This is a genomic window from Aeromonas sp. AE23HZ002T15 (assembly GCF_054165525.2).
In genome coordinates, this window is sequence record NZ_CM201342.1 from 2033285 (window position 1) to 2048851 (window position 15567).

Sequence of the window (15567 nt, forward strand, 5' to 3'; positions counted from 1 at the left end):
GCGAGGGCATCACTCTTCCAGGCTGATCCCGATGTTGGAGACACCGCCCTGGGCCGCAAACTCGCGGATAGCCAGGATGCGGTCGCTGTCGCGCTCGAAGGCCACGCGCTTGAGCAGCTCGACCTGAAACTCCAGCTCGGCCTCGATGTACTCGTGCTCGTAGAGCTCCTCATCGGTCAGATCGCGCTCTTCCAGCATCTCGATGAAACCGGCCACTGTCCCCACGGAGGCGTGGCTGGCATCCATGGCCTCTTCCCCTACCCGGCAGATCACCGAGTTGTAGGCACAGCCCAGTGCGACACAGGCATCCAGCGCCGGATAGGCGCCGTAGGATTCGAACTTGCTGGGCTCGGGAATGTAGACCTCGAACGCCTCCAGGATGGCCCCCAGATTGACCCGGGAACCCTTCACCGTGAGGTAGTTCCACATCTGATCCAGCGCGTGACGAAATGCCCTGGCATCGCCGAAACCGGACGCCTGGGTAAACAGCACATAGTTGGGATACATGCGCTCTGCCAGCGCCAGGGTGTAGACGGTCTGCTGCCAAGGCTGCAGCTCGGCCAGTCGCTTATAAAACTTGTCACCAAACACTGGAGTCTGATCCTTTGCAAAATGTGGGGCAGATTGTAGCCCACGAGGGGGCCGGCGAAAACGAAAAAGCGCCCTGGTCGGCTATCTTGCCCGATCAACTGGGGTAAGATGGGGACAGACACCCCTTCGCCGTGCCATAAACATGATAAGGAACAAGAGTATGAGCCAACGTACCCTGCTTCTGCTCAGCCAGGACAACGCCCACTACGAACGTCTGCTCAAGGCGGCTCACCTCCCCCATCTGCGCATTCTGCGGGCCGACAACCAGAGCGATGCCGAGAAGCTGATCGGCGAGGCTCACATCCTGATGGCCGAACCGGCTCGCGCCAAATCCTTGTTGCCCAAGGCCGGCAAGCTCGGCTGGTTGCAATCCACCTATGCCGGGGTCGACGTGCTGCTGGATGCCAGCTGCCGGCGCGACTACCTGCTCACCAATGTGCGCGGCATCTTCGGCCCCCTGATGAGCGAATATGTGTTTGGCCATCTCCTCAGCCTGACCCGCCAACTACCGCTCTATCGCGAACAGCAACAGCAACAGCTGTGGCAGAGCCACCCCTATCAGGGACTCAAGGGCAAGACACTGCTGCTGCTCGGCACCGGCAGCATAGGCCAGCACATCGCCCACACCGGCAAACACTTCGGCATGCGCGTGCTCGGCATCAGCCACAGCGGCCGTGAGCGGGCGGGCTTCGATCAGGTTTATCAGTTGCCGGCCCTGAACAAGATGCTGGCCCAGGCCGACGTCATCATCAGCGTGCTGCCGGCGACCCGGGAGACCCGCCACCTGTTCACCGCCGATCGTTTCAACCACTGCAAGCCGGGCGCCATCTTCTTCAACGTCGGCCGGGGCAATGCGGTACACGAGGGGGATCTGCTGGCGGCGCTGCAAAGTGGCAAGCTCGCCACCGCCGTGCTGGATGTGTTCGAGCAGGAGCCCCTGGCTCCCACCAGCCCCCTCTGGCATCAACCCAACCTCATCGTCACCCCCCACAACAGCGCCTACAGCTTCCCGGAGGATGTGGCCCAGATCTTCATCCGCAACTACATCCGCTTCATCGATGGCCAGCAGCTCGATGGCCGCATCGACTTCGACAAGGGTTACTGAAGCCCGCCAACGAAAAAGGCCCCGCCATGATGGCGGGGCCTTTTTCTATCAGGAAAAGAGAGAGGTCAACCCGCCTCCATCTCCTGGCGATAGCTCTTCACCTTGGCGAGGAACTGGCGTTTCTCCTTGCCACTCAGGGGCTCGGCCATCGGCAGCTTGACCGTCATGGGGTTCACCGGGCGGTTGTTGATCCGCACCTCGTAGTGCAGGTGGGCCCCCGTGGAGCGCCCGGTATTGCCGGAGAGCGCTATCTTGTCGCCCATCTTCACCTTCTGACCGGGCTTCACCAGCAACTTGCTCAGGTGCAGGTAGCGGGTCATCAGGGTGCGGCCATGCTTGATCACCACATAGGTGCCGGCCAGCGGGTGGCGGGTCGCCTTGAGCACGACGCCGTCGCCGGTCGCCATGACGGCGGTACCCACCGGCAGGGCGAAGTCGGTACCCTCGTGGGGACGAACCTGCCCCGTGATGGGGTGACGTCTGGCAGGGTTGAAGTTCGAGCTGATCCGGTAGCGGCTATGGGTCGGATAGCGGCGGAAACCGCGCTCCAGGCTGTTCGCCTGACCGTCATAGTAGTTGCCATCTTCCGACAGCCAGGCAGACACCGTCTTGCCCTGGCTGAACACCTCGACCCCCAGCAGCTGGGTGTTGCCCGTGCTCTTGCCCTCGACAGTCTCCTGGCGCACCAGCACCTTGAACTTGTCACCCTTCTGCAGATCTTTCGCGAAGTTCATCCGCCACTGGAACAGGTTGGCAATCTTCTGGATATGGTTCGCCGGGATGCCGGCGTTGCGGGCGCTGACGTAGAAGCTGCCGTTGATGACACCGTCATAACTCTTCTTCTGCCACTCCACCTTCTCGTTGAGCATGTTGGCACTGTAAGTGTCGTCGGTGCGCTCCAGCACCAGGGTCTGCTTGATGTTCAGGCGGATCTTGAGCTGCTGCAGTATGTTGTCCTGATCGATCAGCAACTCTATGGTCTGGCCGGGCTTGAGGCGGGCCAGATGATTCTTGGCATCCGCATCCAGCACCTTGTAGAGGGTGGTGGTGGAGAGCCCCAGATTGTTGAAGATGGCCGTCAGGTTTTCACCGTTGCGCACCCGGTAGTCCTGCCACTGGGGGGTCACATCCGCCGGGATGTCATCCTCCGGGGCAGCCGCCTCCACCAGTTCGTGGTCCGGGATGTCGTTAAAATCGGTGTTGTCTTCGTTGGTCGCGGTACCCGGGGTGGCGATGGGCAACTCGAGACGCAGTGGCCGCTCCAGGATGTCACCTGGTGCTGGCAATACGGCTACCGCCGACAGCGTCATGGCCGTGAGCAGTAACATGGCATAAAAATGCTTGCGGGGAACCGGGGGTTCCCAGTTGGCAGCCTGTGCTACCAAGGGACGGAGACGTTTCATCCGCTATCCTGTCATTAGATCTAAGGGTGGTAGTTGAGTGTCTGTCTTTATGATTTTTTATTATGAAAACCGAACATCTGGCATTTAGACCTAAATACTTACAAAAAGTTCATAGCTATATGCACGAACCTCACATTTTATGCATAACCTTCCTTCATGGGCAGAAATGATCGCCTCTTTTAGCCATTTTTTTCTATTTTTAAGAACCAAGTCCGGTTGTTCTGGCTCCTGAACGGCCAAATGTTGCAAGAACATTTCCATGGAGTGGATATGTCATTAGCAAGATTGTTAAATGTAATCATCCTGATCTTGTTCACCATTGGCGCCATCCTGCTGTTCATGCTGGAGATCACCACGGTGCGGCAATCCATCCTCGACCAGATGTCCGCCAATCTCGAGACGGCCATCACAGCCCTCGGCCTGGTGCTGCAAGGCACCCTGCTCAACGACGACAAGGTGCTGGCCGAAACCATAGTCAACGCCATGTTCGACGGCGGTTTCGTCAGCTCGGTCACCCTGCTGGATCCGGATGGCCAGCTGTTGTTCCAGAAGGCATTCCACACGGCGCAGCAGAACATCCCCGGCTGGCTGCCGAGCGTCATCTCCATGCCGCCGGTCAAGGTGGAGCAGGAACTCACCGACGGCTGGCGCATCCTCGGCACCCTCACCCTGGTGGGGCATGAGGGCTATGCCTACCAGCATCTGTGGAACGCCATCAGCCGTACCGGGTTGGCCCTGCTCGGTGGCCTGCTGGTGCTGACCCTCATCATTCACTGGGTATGTAACCAGCTGCTGCGCCCCCTCGAGCAGGTGAGTCTGCAACTGTTGCAGGTGCGCCAGCGCCAGTTCAGCGGCAACTTGCCCACCCCCTGGCTGCGAGAGCTGCGGGAGGTGGTTTCCTCCATCAACCAGCTGGTCTCTGAGCGCAAACGGGATCTGCTGCAACAGCGGCTCAAGATCACCCAGCTCGGCAAGCAGCACGAGGCCCAGGCCAACCAACCCCTGATGGGGCTGACGGAGACCGCGAGCGGCATGCACCTGCAGCACTTCGTCTCCACCCAGGGAGATATCCGGCTCTACAGCCGCCTGCTCCCCCAAACCCCGCCGAGTACGGACAGTTCACCGGACGAGATCCGGGCCCTGCTCAACGACTGGCTGGCCCACAAGGCGGAGGGGATACAGCTCCCCCTCAGCCTGCTCACCCACCCTGACTGGGGGCAATTTGCAGCAACGCTGACCAGCGGCAAGGGCAAGACTCTCGACTGGCGTTGGGATCAGCCGGCCTTCCCTCCCCTTGCCGAGGAGCGATTGTCGGCCCTGTCGGCTCAGGGGGTCGAGATGGCGTTCAGCAATGTCCCCATGAACAACGACAACCTGACCCGACTCGATCCCGTCAAACCGGTGTTCATCAGCTGCCAGCTCACCGAAGCGCCACTTTACTGGAATCTACTCTCCCAGTGCCTCCACGCTTCCGGCTACACCCTGTTGGCGGAAGCCAGCGAGGTGAGCGACATCAGCATCTTGCGTAGCTGGGGCATAGATGGCTATGCCAGCCAGGAGGCCGTATGAGACTCCCCTTGTTGTTGCTGCCCCTGCTCTGGGCCTCGGCCTCCCACGCCAGTACCATTCCCGTCGGCACCGGGGGTGAGCAGGGTATCTATTATCAGGTCATCAAGGAGTTCTGCCGACTGGCCAACAAGAGCGACCCCGACCTTCAATGCAAGCCGCAGGCCAGCTCTGGTTCCATCGAGAATCTGCGTCAGTTGCAGGCTGGGGAGATCCCCTATGCACTGGTGCAATCCGACTGGCTCTATCAGGCCAGCCATGGCAGCGGCCCCTTCGCCAAACAGCCCCAACCCGAATTGCGAGCACTATTCGCCACCCATGCCGAACCTTTCACCATAGTGGTGCGAGCCGATGGCGACATCACCAGTCTGGAGCAACTCAAGCTGGCCCCCATCGACATGGGTCTGAAGCATTCGGGTACCCGCCAGACGGCGTTGGCATTGTTCGCCGTGCTGGGTGCCACCGAGCAAGATCTCGATCTCAAAAGCGTGGCCAACCAGGCCGAGGCGCTGTGCAGCAAGCAGATAGACGCCTTCGGGCTGGTGATGGGCCACCCCAATCGCATCGTACTGGACACCTCGAAGCGCTGTGCCATCCGGTTCTTGCCAATCGAGGGAGAGGTCCGCGATCGCCTGTTACAGGGGGTGAAGTTCTATCAGCGCAGCCAGGTACCGGCCCGCATCTATACGGGCAACCTCAAGGCCACCCCTACCTTCGCCATCGCCGCGACCCTGGTGACCAATGCCAGCGCAGCCGATGCCGATGTCTATCGCTTGACCAAAGCCATGCTGAGCCAGCAGACCAGCTTCAACGAACAGACCTATGGCTACGCCAACCTGTTTCACAAGGCGCGCAACAAGGTCGGCCCGGTGCTGAGCATCGAGCAGCATCCGGGGGCGGCAAGGTACTTCGAGGAGCTGAAGGCGGCGGGCAAGCTATAGTTGACGACGGGGAGAGCGCAGATGCTCGCTGGAGAAGCGGCTCTGCATCGAGGTCCACTGGGTCAGACGATCGGCACTCCCCGCCAGGGTACCCTCACGCCGTGACTTCATCACCCAGATGCTCTTGGCATCGAAGCTGTAGACGGGCTGCAAGTCATTGCGCTTGCTGCCCGGCAGGATGCGGCCATTGATGTTGTCGAGCACCAGGGGATCGGACTTGGCGGTAGGGAAGTAAAGCGTCACCATGTGAAACTGGTTGTATCGAATGGCCTTCACATAGGCCAGCCGCAGCTTCTTCTCATCCACCCCGAGCTCCATCAGGGTGTAGTACTTGGAGATGCTGTAGTCCTCGCAATCCCCACCCCGGGCCCCGATGAATTCCAGCGGGTTGGCCCAGTAGTCCTCCTCTCCCCATAATCTGGGGTCATCGCTGTAGGTCAGGTTGTTGAAGTAGTTGTTGACCAGATCCAGTTTCTGCTGGTCCGTGGTGCCGGCCCTCGGGGTGAGCAGACGGGCAAACGCCTCCGCCCGCTGCAATGCTCGCGGGCCGTAGACCTCCTGCAACTTGGACTTGAGTTCAGGGCTGGCGATATAGCTGGAGAGCTGGGAAGCCTGCAATGGGACACTGGCCAGTGCCACCATGCAGGCGGGGACAATCCATTTCATACTGGACACTCCATGGCATGTGCTGGAGGTCAGTATAGTCAGCCCTGATGGTCACATCGGGCCCTTAGCGGCACTCGGCAAAGGCATCGGCCAATTGCTGCATGAATTGCGGATAGCCATCGGGTCCGAGCGGCACTTGTTCACCCACCTCATCCAGCAAGAGCACCTTGGCTCCGGTGTTGCGGGCGACGGACTCGATCACCGCAGGAGAAAACTGCGGCTCGGCATAGATGCAGCTTGCCTGCTTCTCTTCCAGCGCCTTGCGTATCTCCACCAGGGTCTTGGCACCGGGGCGGCGCTCCGGGCTCACGGTGAAGTGGCCCCTGGAGCTCATGCCGTAGTGGCGCTCCCAATAGCCATAGGCCTCGTGGAAGACGAAGTAGCCCTTCTGGTTGACCACCGTCATCTGCTCGGCGATGACCTTGTCCTTGGCATCGACCTTGTCTGTAAAGGCCTTCAGATTTGCACCGTAACGGGCAGCATTGGCCGGATCCTGGGTGCTCAGCGTGTCACTCAACGCCTTGGCGATCACCAACACCTGGGTCGGCCCCAGCCAGATGTGAGGATCGATACCCTCATGGTGATGTTCCTCGTGGCCGTCATGATCATGACCCTCGTGATCCTCATCGCCATGCTCCTCGTGCCCAGCCTGCTTGCGGTAGTCGAACAGCGGCATGCCCGGTACCTGAGTCAGGGTCAGCACGTGAGGATGCTGGGCCAGGGGCTTGGCCATGAAGCCTTCCAGCTCGGGGCCGACCCAGACCACCAGATCGGCCTCATTGATGCTGCGAATGTCGGAGGGACGCAGGGCGAAGTCGTGGGGAGAGGCGCCGGTCGGCAGCAGCACTTTGGGCTCGCTCATCCCGTCGGTGATGGCAGCCGCGATGAAGCCCAGAGGTTTGATGGTGGTCAGCACCTCGAGGGCACGAACAGGCAGGCTCACCGCCAGCAAGGCAGTGATCAGGGCAAGAATGCGCATAGGGGTCTCGTCAGGAAGTATGTGTGTGATAATATAACAGCCAATGCTGTTGTTATATTATAACTCTCACAGGCTGTAAACCCCGGAGCTGTCATGACCCAACTGGTGGAGCTAAAAGATGTCTGTCTCTCGTTTGACGGACGCTCAGTGCTCGACAAGGTCTCCTTTACCCTGAACAAAGGCAAAATCACTACTCTGGTCGGCCCCAACGGGGCGGGCAAGAGTACCCTGAGCAAGCTGGTGCTGGGCCTGCTCAGCCCGGACTCCGGCGAGATCCTGCGCCGCCGGGATCTGCGGGTCGGTTACGTGCCCCAGCGCCTCTACCTGGATCCCACCCTGCCGCTGACGGTGCGCCGCTTCCTGCAGCTCGGCAAGAATGGCCGCCTCTCCATCGAGGAGGCGCTCAATCGGGTCGGAGCCCAGGAGCTGCTGGACAACCGGATGCAGAAGCTCTCCGGCGGCGAGATGCAGCGGGTGTTGCTGGCCCGCGCCCTGCTGGTCAAACCCGAGCTGCTGGTGCTGGACGAGCCGGTGCAGGGGGTGGATATCAACGGCCAGATCGAGCTCTACGCCCTCATCAGTAAACTCGCCGCCGAGCTGCACTGCGCCGTGCTCATGGTCTCCCACGACCTGCACCTGGTGATGGCCAGCACTCACGAGGTGATCTGCCTCAATCGCCACGTCTGCTGTCACGGCGAGCCGGAGAGCGTGGCCCGCCACCCGGAGTTCGCCCGCCTGTTCGGGCGCCCGGAACAGGAGGTGCTGGCGGTTTACACCCACCATCACCACTGCGACGGCGAACATCATCATCATGAACCGCAGGCCCCGATCATCCGCCTGCCTTCTCGTAACAAATAGCCAAGCAATAGGACATTCCAGTGGACAGCTTTCTGTTATACGCCCTCGCGGCCGGCCTCGGTATCGCCCTGCTGGCCGGCCCTCTCGGCAGCTTCGTGGTGTGGCGCAAGATGGCCTATTTTGGCGACACCCTCTCCCACGCCTGCCTGTTCGGCATAGCGCTCGGCATACTGCTGCAGGTCGATCTCACCCTGGCGGTGGTGGTCTGCTGTCTCGCCATGGCCATGCTGCTGGTGATCATGAGCCGCAACCAGCAGGTGGCCACCGACACCCTGCTCGGCATCCTGGCCCACAGCGCCCTGTCGCTCGGTCTGGTGACCCTGAGCTTTATGGACAACGTGCGGGTGGATCTGATGGCCTACCTGTTCGGCGACCTGCTCTCGGTACAGCCCATGGACCTGCTCTGGATCTACGGCGGTGGCGCCCTGGTGCTGCTCACCCTGTGGCGACTCTGGGATCCCCTGCTCTCCATGACCATCTCCGAGGAGCTGGCACGGGTGGAAGGGGTGCGGGTCGACGTGCTGCGCTGCGTGCTCATGCTGCTGATCGGCCTGGTGATCGCCGTGGCCATGAAGTTCGTCGGGGCCCTTATCATCACCTCCCTGCTGATCATCCCCGCCGCCACCGCACGGCGCTTCAGCCAGACCCCGGAGCAGATGGCGGGCCTGGCGGCGATCATCGGCTGCCTGGCGGTGCTGGGAGGGCTCTCGCTCTCCTGGTATCAGGACACGCCTGCCGGTCCGTCCGTCGTCGTCTGTGCCACCAGCCTGTTTGTGCTGAGCCAGTTCAAGAAAGCCTGAATCTCGGGTGGCCTGCTCGTTGTTATCAGGCCACTTCAAATCTCGCCCCCTCGGTCGTGGTCTGTGCCACCAGCCTGTTTGTACTGAGTCAGTTCGGGCCTAGATAGCAAAGGGCCGGATAGGGGTAATCACCACCTCTATCCGGCCCTATAGCCACATTGCGAAACCATCCCACCTAAAGCAGTCGGCTCGAACCGTTTTTCTACAACTATGCAGTGTAACTCTCTCATCAAGCCGGGCTGATACTCTGCCTCGTCTCCATCATCAGCCACTGCCGCAAGCGGCTGATGGCGGGCTCGTGGGCCCGCGAGCGCTTGCAGGTGAAGTAGAACGCATCTCCCGTCACCAGCTGATGCACCGGCAGGGCCACCAGCTGGGGATCGTCCGGCCGCAGCATGTAGTCATTCACGAACGCCACCCCCTGATCCCAGGCCGCCGCCTCCATGGCCAGCAGCACGTGGCTGAAGTGGTGCATGCGCGCCTCCTCCGGGATCACCAGATCCCCCGCCTTGGCCCAGCGCTGCCAGTCCTCCCCCCGCGCCTTGTAGATGGACTGCACCGACAGGAGCGGCAACTGCCAGATGGCTGCCGGCCACTCCCCTTCCACCTGCTGCAGCAGGCGGCGGCTGCAGACCGGAAACAGTCGCTCCAGATAGATGAGATCGTGGCTGTAGCCACGGCCATGGGGGGAGACGGTAATGAAGCAGTCCGCCACCCGATCGGAGAGCTCGGGATCCTCCGCCACCATCTCCAGGCTGAGATCCAGCTCGGGATAGAGCTGGCGCAGACCCGCCAGGCGCGGGATCAGCCACTTCACCGCGAACGAGCTGTAGACCGCGAGCCGCAGCCGCATCTCGCCGCCGCCCCGCAGCTGCTCGCTGCTCTGGGCTATCTGGCCGAGGCCGGCGGCTATCCCCTCAAAGTAGCTCTCCCCCTGCTGGGTCAAGGAGAGCAGCCGGCCCTGGCGCAGCAGCAGCCGCTCACCGAGGAAGTCTTCCAGCAGCCGGATCTGGTGGCTGACCGCGCTCTGACTGACGTTCAGCTCCAGCGCGGCGCGAGAGAAGCTGAGCAGGCGGGCGACCACCTCGAAGTATTGAACGGCGCGCAAGGGGGGCAGCTTCATTATCTAAAAATCTCATGGATGGTCATTTTTTATCATTTTACTGGATAACGAGCGCCAGACTACCCTTGCCTCATCTGAAACGGGAGGCAGTATGAATGCAGTCGGGATCGGCATCCTCTATCTGGTGCTGGGCAACATGGTGGCGGTCTTCTCCGATGCCCTGGTCAAGGTGCTGGAGCCGGATCAGCCGGTGTTCCAGTTCGTCTTCTTTCGCCAGCTCTCCGCCGCCATCCTGCTGATGCCCTGGCTGCTCTGGTCCTGGCGCCGCAATCCGCCGGTGGCCATCAAGTGGCACCTGCTGCGGGCCCATATCTGGGCCATCGGCGTCTGCCTGATGGTGGTCGCCCTCACCCGCCTGCCCCTCGCCACCGCCAACGCCCTCTTCTACGCGGCGCCGCTCTTGATGGTGCCGCTCGCGGTCTGGTTGGCGGGGGAGGCGCTGTCGCGCCAGAAGGTGCTGACGGCCCTGGTGGGCTTCATCGGGGTGCTGATCGTGCTGCGGCCGACCGAGGTGAACTGGGCGGCGCTCGCGGCGCTCGGGGTGGCCCTCTCCATGGCGGTCAACAACCTGCTGATCAAGCGGATCCCGCTCAAGCAGCCCATCGCCCAGACCCTCTTCTTCACCAACGTGCTGAGCATGCCCATCATACTGGCCCTGGCCTGGTGGGAGGGGGGCGAGTGGCAGTGGCAGATGTGGTGGCCCGCCTTCGGTTCCTCGGCGCTGATCATGGTCTACGCCGGGCTCTGCGTGGTGGCCTATCGCAAGGCGGAGGCGAGCAAGATCGCCTCGGCGGAGTACACGGGTCTCTTGATGGCGGTCGCCATCGGGGTCTGGCTGTTCGACGAGCAGCCCGGTCTGCCGCTGCTGCTGGGCTGCCTGTGCATAGTGCTGCCCCTGGTCGCCATGGCACGCAACAAACCCAAACCGCTGGCCGAGCCCGCCACCTGAGTCCGATACCCGGAGGGTCACCCCAGCAGTGGGGCGACCCTCTGTCTCAGGTGCGGGATCACATCTTGCTCGAACCAGGGATTCTTCTTGAGCCAGAGGGTGTTGCGCGGTGAGGGATGGGGCAGTGGCAACCAGGCGGGGCCGTAGTCGGCCCAGTGTCTGACCGTCTCGGTGAGGGTCCCCTTGCCTACCTTGCCCAGATAATGATGCTGGGAATATTGGCCGATGAGCAGGGTCAGCTCGATATTGGGCAGCAGCATCAACACCTTGTCGTGCCAGGTGGGCGCGCACTCGGGACGGGGGGGCAGATCGCCGGACTTGCCCCGGCCGGGGTAGCAGAGCCCCATGGGCATAATGGCGATGCGGGACTCGTCGTAGAAGGTGGCCTTGTCCACCCCGAGCCAGTAGCGCAGCCGATCGCCGGACGGGTCGTCCCAGGGGATGCCGCTGGCATGGACACGGGTGCCCGGCGCTTGGCCGATGATAAGCAGGCGGGCAGACGCGGCTCCGCGGATCACCGGCCGCGGCCCGAGCGGCAAGTGGGCCTCGCACAGGCGGCAGGCCCGGATCTGTTCAAACAGGACGTCGAGTCGATTCATGGGGGCCATGGTAGCAGAGTTTTCATCCCGATCCCGCTTGTGAAACCGACGACGGATACCTATCATGCGCGCACATTTGTTTAATTTAATAAACGGAATTCGATGAAGAACTGGATAGGCCCAGGCAGTGCGGCCCTCTCCTTCGTGCTCTGGGGCATGCTGCCGCTCTATTACCAGTTCATGCCCGAGGTCAACATGTGGGAGCTGCTCTCCCACCGGGTGCTCTGGTCCGTCGTCCTGCTCGGCGGGCTCTTCCTGCTGCTCGGAGTACGGGTGCCCTGGGCGCGCCTTCGCACCGAGCCGCGTCAGCTCGGCCTCATTCTGCTGGCGGGCCCCATCATGTCCATCAGCTGGTGCATGTTCACCTGGTGCCTGACTACGGGCCAGGTGCTGGCCACCAGCCTTGCCTTCTTCATGACGCCCCTGTTCAACATCGTCTTCGCCGTCCTCTTCCTGAAAGAAAGACTGACCCCCCAGAAGCACCTGGCGGTCGCCCTGGCGCTGGCCGGCCTCGCCTACATGCTGTTCTCCTACGGCGAGCTGCCCTGGTTCTCCCTCATCATGGGGGCCAACTTCGCCTTCTACGGCCTCATCAAGAAGAAGGTGCGCTACGACGCCGGGGTCAGCCTCTATCTCGAGTCCCTGGTCCAGCTCCCCATCGCCCTGCTCGTCATCGGCCATCTCACCCTGCAGGGAAGCAGCCTGTTCGTGGCCGGCGACTGGAGCGAGCGCCTGCTCTTGATGGGTAGCGCCCCCGCCACCCTGCTACCGGTGGGGCTGTTCTGCTACGCGGTGGCCCGCACCCGCATGAGCACGGTCGGACTCTTGCAATATATCGAGCCGAGCCTCGCCTTCCTGCTCGCCATCTTCTGGTTCGGGGAGATCCCGGATCCGGTGAAATCCGTGGGCTTCGCCTTCGTCTGGGCGGGCCTCCTGGTCAGCCTGCTGCCCCTGCATAGATTCGGTCGCCGCCGGGTGCAGTGGAAAGAGTCATGACAGCCGCAGACAAGCCAGCCGCAAGCTGGTTTATCTATTTGGTGCGCACCGGGGCGGGTGCCCTCTACGCGGGTATCAGCACGGATCCGGACCGGCGCCTGCGCCAGCATCAGAGCGGCAAGGGGGCTCGCGCCCTGCGTGGCAAGGGCCCGCTGGCCCTGGTGTGGCGCCAACAAGTCGACGACAAGGGTCAGGCCCTGCGCCTCGAATATCGCCTCAAGCAGCAGAGCAAGGCCTTCAAGGAACGACTGGTACAAGACCCGACCCTGTGGGATGAGTGGCAGAGACCCTGGCTGACCTGCGCCCCCCAATCCGGCTCAGCCAACCCGGCGCCATAAAAAAGGCCACCGCGAAGGTGGCCGGAAACGTGCCAGGGAGGCCTAACGATAGGGATTGGAATGCCTGCGCCGGTTGCTGAGCAACCAGCACACCACCAGCAGCAACAGCAGCCAGGGCGCCAGCTTGATGATGAGGGCAAACATGCCGGCCAGGGCGCCAAACAGCACGAAGACCCCGCTCACCAGCAGCATGGCCAACACGGTGAATCCGGTCAGCGCCATGGTCACCAGCACCAGCATCAAGACGATAAATTCCAGCATGTTATGCTCCTCACGCATCTCACTTGCCGGCAGGAAGACCCAAGGTCAATCCAGCCAGCGCTTCAACTCACGGCGCGGCGGCATGATGAGCACCGCCAGCAGATAGGCCGCCAGGGCCAAGGGCGGCATCAGGATCAGGGCGAGCAGCGCCACCACCCGCACCGTCACCCTGGAGAGCCCGAGCCCGTTGGCAAGGCCGGCGCAGACGCCGGTCAGCTTGCGGTGGACCAGGTCTTTCGGCCAGGGGGTCATATTACACCTCCACTTTCTGGCCCTTCAGGCGAGCCAGTTCGCGTTCGATCTCGTCGTTGAGCTCCAGCTCGCGGAACTGGGCCTCGAGGGAGGGGTTCTGCCCCAGGGTCGCCGCCTCCAGCTGGGCTTCCAGCTGATCCACCCGGCCCTGAAAGCCGTCGAAGCGGGCCATCAGCTCGTGCATGCGCTGGTTGTCGACCTGGGCACGGGCCCGGATCCGGCTGTGGGCGGTCTGCTCGCGCAGGGTCAGCAGCTTCTGCTTCTCCCGCGCCTCGGTCAGCTTGGCCGCCAAGCGCTCGCTGTCGGCGGTCAACTGGGCCAACACCTCGGCCACTCTGGCCTTGTCCTGCTCCAGCTGTTCACATTTCTTGACCTCGGCCAGCTTCTCGGTGAGGGCGGCGCGGGCCAGATCCTCGCGACCCTTCTGGATGGCGAGCTCGGCCTTGGCGGACCACTCCTGGATCTGGTGGCGCAGCGCCTGTTGATGGCGCTCCAGCTGTTTCTGCTCGGCGATGACGCGGGCGGCCTGGGTTCTCATCTCGACCTGTACCTGCTCCATCTCCTCTATCATCAGGCGCAGCATCTTCTCCGGCTCTTCGCTCTTGTCGAGCAGGCTGTGCAGGTTGGCGTTGATCACGTCGGTCAGGCGGCTAAATACGCTCATGGTCTGGCTCCTTGTAGATGGGATGTCACTCTCTTCCCAAGACATTACAAGAGCCGTGCCAAGAAAATTTATCCTTTCTTTACAACTAGATGGGGGTTACAGGCGGGAATTCAACGAACAGATAATGGTGAAAAAAACCAATGAAGTGGTGATTTTTACCAATAAAAAAGGGAGCCTCGGCTCCCTCTTCATCGTCGTGTCATCAGGCGGCCTTGTGATGGCCGAGCCTGGCGTCCAGCTCCGCCAGCTTGGCCTCCATCCGGGCCCGGCAGTTGTCGGAGAGCTCGCGAATGCCGGCGGCGCCGTGCTCCTTGCTGCACAGGGGGGGCAGCATCTCCAGCAGCACCTCGCCGTTGTCCCAGCGGTTCAGATCCACCTGACCGAAGTAGCTGGAGCAAACGATGGGCACCACGGGCACCTCGGCCTGCACGGCGGTGTGGAAGGCACCGGCCTTGAACGGCAGCAGGCCGCGGCCCTGGGAGCGGGTCCCCTCCGGGAACATCCAGATGGAGGTGCCACGGCGCTTGATGCGATCCACCACCTGGCCTATGGTGCCGATGGCGCGGGAGCGGTTGGATCTGTCGATCAGGACGTTGCCGGAGAGCCAGAAGATGAGGCCGAAGAAGGGCAGCCACAGCAGGCTCTTCTTGCCCACCGCCACCACGCCGGGCACCACGGCGCCGGTCACGGTGAAGATGTCGAAGTTGCTCTGGTGATTGCAGACATAGACGGCAGGCCCGACCGACTTGATCTCGTCGGGGATGGTGACCCTGACCTTGAGCCCGATGAGCGGGCAGACCGCATGATACATGCGGGCGAACACGTAGACGTTGTTGGGGTGGCGCGGGCGCGCCAGACAGAGCAGCAGACCAAACACGAACCAGAAGACGAGCAGCAGGGTTAGCAGCAGCACACGGGCAAGTTTGAGCATCGAACACCTCGGAATTTAACTCGGCGCAGTATACTGGTCCCCCTTTTAGCGAACAAGCGTTCGCCAAACAGAACGGACCTCTCATGCGGGTCCCATTTACCGGGCCCGGCTTGCTCCCCTCGCCATTGGCCGTTAGGATGTGGCCATCTTGATGAACGGGGCTAGCATGATCCACCAACAACGCATGGCGAAACGACTCCTGCTGCTGGTTTGCCTGCTGGTGCTCAATTGTGCGGCCCAGCCCCTGGCCCGGCTGGCCATGCTCGATCATGCCCTCAGCTGCCAGGCACTGCCCCAGCTCGCCGATGCCGAGGATCAGGATAGCGTCACCAGCCCGCAGCCGAACAGCTGCCAGCTCAACGGCAAGTGGCTGAGTGCCGCCACCCTGCTCTGCGTCGAGCAGCTGTTCTTCGCCATCGCCCTGGTGATCGCCCTGTTGGCCCCGCTCTGGCGCCACACGCCCCCCTTGCCACCCCCGAGAGTCATCTCCCCGCCCGAGCGGCGCCTGCACCTTCGTCTCTGCGTCTGGCGAGAATGAGTTCGAC

At 62.2% G+C, this 15567-nt stretch carries 19 protein-coding genes; 9 read left to right on the forward strand and 10 right to left on the reverse strand.

The genetic code is table 11. The features are described from left to right. Positions 1-9: 9 nt before the first annotated feature. Positions 10-591, reverse strand: a complete 582-nt coding sequence (locus ACT5M9_RS09355; RefSeq protein ID WP_438551550.1) for a YjaG family protein — start codon at positions 589-591, stop codon at positions 10-12. A gap of 160 nt (positions 592-751) precedes the next feature. Between ACT5M9_RS09355 and ACT5M9_RS09360 the strand changes: the two genes are divergently transcribed. Next, the gene (locus ACT5M9_RS09360) at positions 752-1696 is read left to right on the forward strand and encodes a D-2-hydroxyacid dehydrogenase (RefSeq protein WP_457981887.1); all 945 of its coding nucleotides are present in this window, start codon (positions 752-754) and stop codon (positions 1694-1696) included. A gap of 65 nt (positions 1697-1761) precedes the next feature. Here ACT5M9_RS09360 and mepM read toward each other — a convergent pair whose 3' ends face one another. Next, positions 1762-3099 carry a murein DD-endopeptidase MepM gene (mepM, locus tag ACT5M9_RS09365; RefSeq protein ID WP_438551552.1) on the reverse strand — a complete coding sequence of 446 codons (1338 nt, stop codon included), beginning with the start codon at positions 3097-3099 and terminating at the stop codon, positions 1762-1764. Between the two features lie 270 nt (positions 3100-3369). Between mepM and ACT5M9_RS09370 the strand changes: the two genes are divergently transcribed. Together ACT5M9_RS09370 and ACT5M9_RS09375 are read left to right on the forward strand one after the other, a co-directional pair. After that, positions 3370-4668, forward strand: coding sequence for a LapD/MoxY N-terminal periplasmic domain-containing protein (locus ACT5M9_RS09370; protein WP_457981886.1), 1299 nt, complete (start codon positions 3370-3372; stop codon positions 4666-4668). Next, a complete protein-coding gene (locus ACT5M9_RS09375) occupies positions 4665-5606 on the forward strand; it encodes a TAXI family TRAP transporter solute-binding subunit (protein WP_457981885.1) in 942 nt (313 codons plus the stop codon). The genes ACT5M9_RS09370 and ACT5M9_RS09375 overlap by 4 nt, the downstream gene beginning before the upstream one ends. Here the strand turns inward: ACT5M9_RS09375 and ACT5M9_RS09380 are convergent. Further along, complete coding sequence (locus ACT5M9_RS09380; protein ID WP_438551555.1) at positions 5601-6272, reverse strand: transglutaminase-like cysteine peptidase; 672 nt, start codon at positions 6270-6272, stop codon at positions 5601-5603. The genes ACT5M9_RS09375 and ACT5M9_RS09380 overlap by 6 nt on opposite strands. Before the next feature lie 64 nt (positions 6273-6336). After that, a complete protein-coding gene (gene znuA / locus ACT5M9_RS09385) occupies positions 6337-7251 on the reverse strand; it encodes a zinc ABC transporter substrate-binding protein ZnuA (protein WP_457981884.1) in 915 nt (304 codons plus the stop codon). Between the two features lie 93 nt (positions 7252-7344). Between znuA and znuC the strand changes: the two genes are divergently transcribed. Then, entirely contained in the window at positions 7345-8109 is a 765-nt protein-coding gene (gene znuC, locus ACT5M9_RS09390) for a zinc ABC transporter ATP-binding protein ZnuC (protein ID WP_438551557.1), read from the forward strand. 20 nt (positions 8110-8129) lie between these two features. Beyond that, positions 8130-8909, forward strand: a complete 780-nt coding sequence (znuB, locus tag ACT5M9_RS09395) for a zinc ABC transporter permease subunit ZnuB (RefSeq protein WP_457981883.1) — start codon at positions 8130-8132, stop codon at positions 8907-8909. Positions 8910-9138: 229 nt separating this feature from the next. On the opposite strand, the gene ACT5M9_RS09400 is transcribed toward znuB, so the two are convergent. Then, positions 9139-10032 carry a LysR substrate-binding domain-containing protein gene (locus ACT5M9_RS09400; protein ID WP_457981882.1) on the reverse strand — a complete coding sequence of 298 codons (894 nt, stop codon included), beginning with the start codon at positions 10030-10032 and terminating at the stop codon, positions 9139-9141. Positions 10033-10123: 91 nt separating this feature from the next. Here ACT5M9_RS09400 and ACT5M9_RS09405 point away from each other — a divergent pair, with 91 nt between their 5' ends. Beyond that, a complete protein-coding gene (locus tag ACT5M9_RS09405; RefSeq protein ID WP_457981881.1) occupies positions 10124-10981 on the forward strand; it encodes a DMT family transporter in 858 nt (285 codons plus the stop codon). Positions 10982-10998: 17 nt separating this feature from the next. Here ACT5M9_RS09405 and ACT5M9_RS09410 read toward each other — a convergent pair whose 3' ends face one another. Next, a complete protein-coding gene (locus ACT5M9_RS09410; protein ID WP_457982040.1) occupies positions 10999-11580 on the reverse strand; it encodes a uracil-DNA glycosylase family protein in 582 nt (193 codons plus the stop codon). Between the two features lie 102 nt (positions 11581-11682). Between ACT5M9_RS09410 and rarD the strand changes: the two genes are divergently transcribed. Then, a complete protein-coding gene (gene rarD, locus ACT5M9_RS09415; RefSeq protein WP_457981880.1) occupies positions 11683-12576 on the forward strand; it encodes an EamA family transporter RarD in 894 nt (297 codons plus the stop codon). After that, the gene (locus ACT5M9_RS09420; protein WP_457981879.1) at positions 12573-12914 is read left to right on the forward strand and encodes a GIY-YIG nuclease family protein; all 342 of its coding nucleotides are present in this window, start codon (positions 12573-12575) and stop codon (positions 12912-12914) included. The genes rarD and ACT5M9_RS09420 overlap by 4 nt, the downstream gene beginning before the upstream one ends. A gap of 42 nt (positions 12915-12956) precedes the next feature. Here the strand turns inward: ACT5M9_RS09420 and pspG are convergent, their stop codons facing one another. From pspG to ACT5M9_RS09440, 4 genes are all read right to left on the reverse strand, one after another. After that, on the reverse strand, positions 12957-13175 hold the full coding sequence (gene pspG, locus ACT5M9_RS09425) for an envelope stress response protein PspG (protein ID WP_100858648.1): 219 nt from the start codon (positions 13173-13175) through the stop codon (positions 12957-12959). A 45-nt stretch (positions 13176-13220) separates the two neighbouring features. Next, positions 13221-13427 (reverse strand): PspC domain-containing protein, encoded by a 207-nt coding sequence (locus ACT5M9_RS09430; RefSeq protein WP_457981878.1) that lies wholly within the window; start codon positions 13425-13427, stop codon positions 13221-13223. Position 13428: 1 nt separating this feature from the next. Beyond that, positions 13429-14091 carry a phage shock protein PspA gene (gene pspA / locus ACT5M9_RS09435; RefSeq protein WP_457981877.1) on the reverse strand — a complete coding sequence of 221 codons (663 nt, stop codon included), beginning with the start codon at positions 14089-14091 and terminating at the stop codon, positions 13429-13431. 202 nt (positions 14092-14293) lie between these two features. Next, a complete protein-coding gene (locus tag ACT5M9_RS09440; protein ID WP_457981876.1) occupies positions 14294-15022 on the reverse strand; it encodes a 1-acylglycerol-3-phosphate O-acyltransferase in 729 nt (242 codons plus the stop codon). Positions 15023-15188: 166 nt separating this feature from the next. Here ACT5M9_RS09440 and ACT5M9_RS09445 point away from each other — a divergent pair, with 166 nt between their 5' ends. Next, complete coding sequence (locus ACT5M9_RS09445) at positions 15189-15560, forward strand: hypothetical protein (protein ID WP_438551564.1); 372 nt, start codon at positions 15189-15191, stop codon at positions 15558-15560. Positions 15561-15567 lie beyond the last annotated feature (7 nt).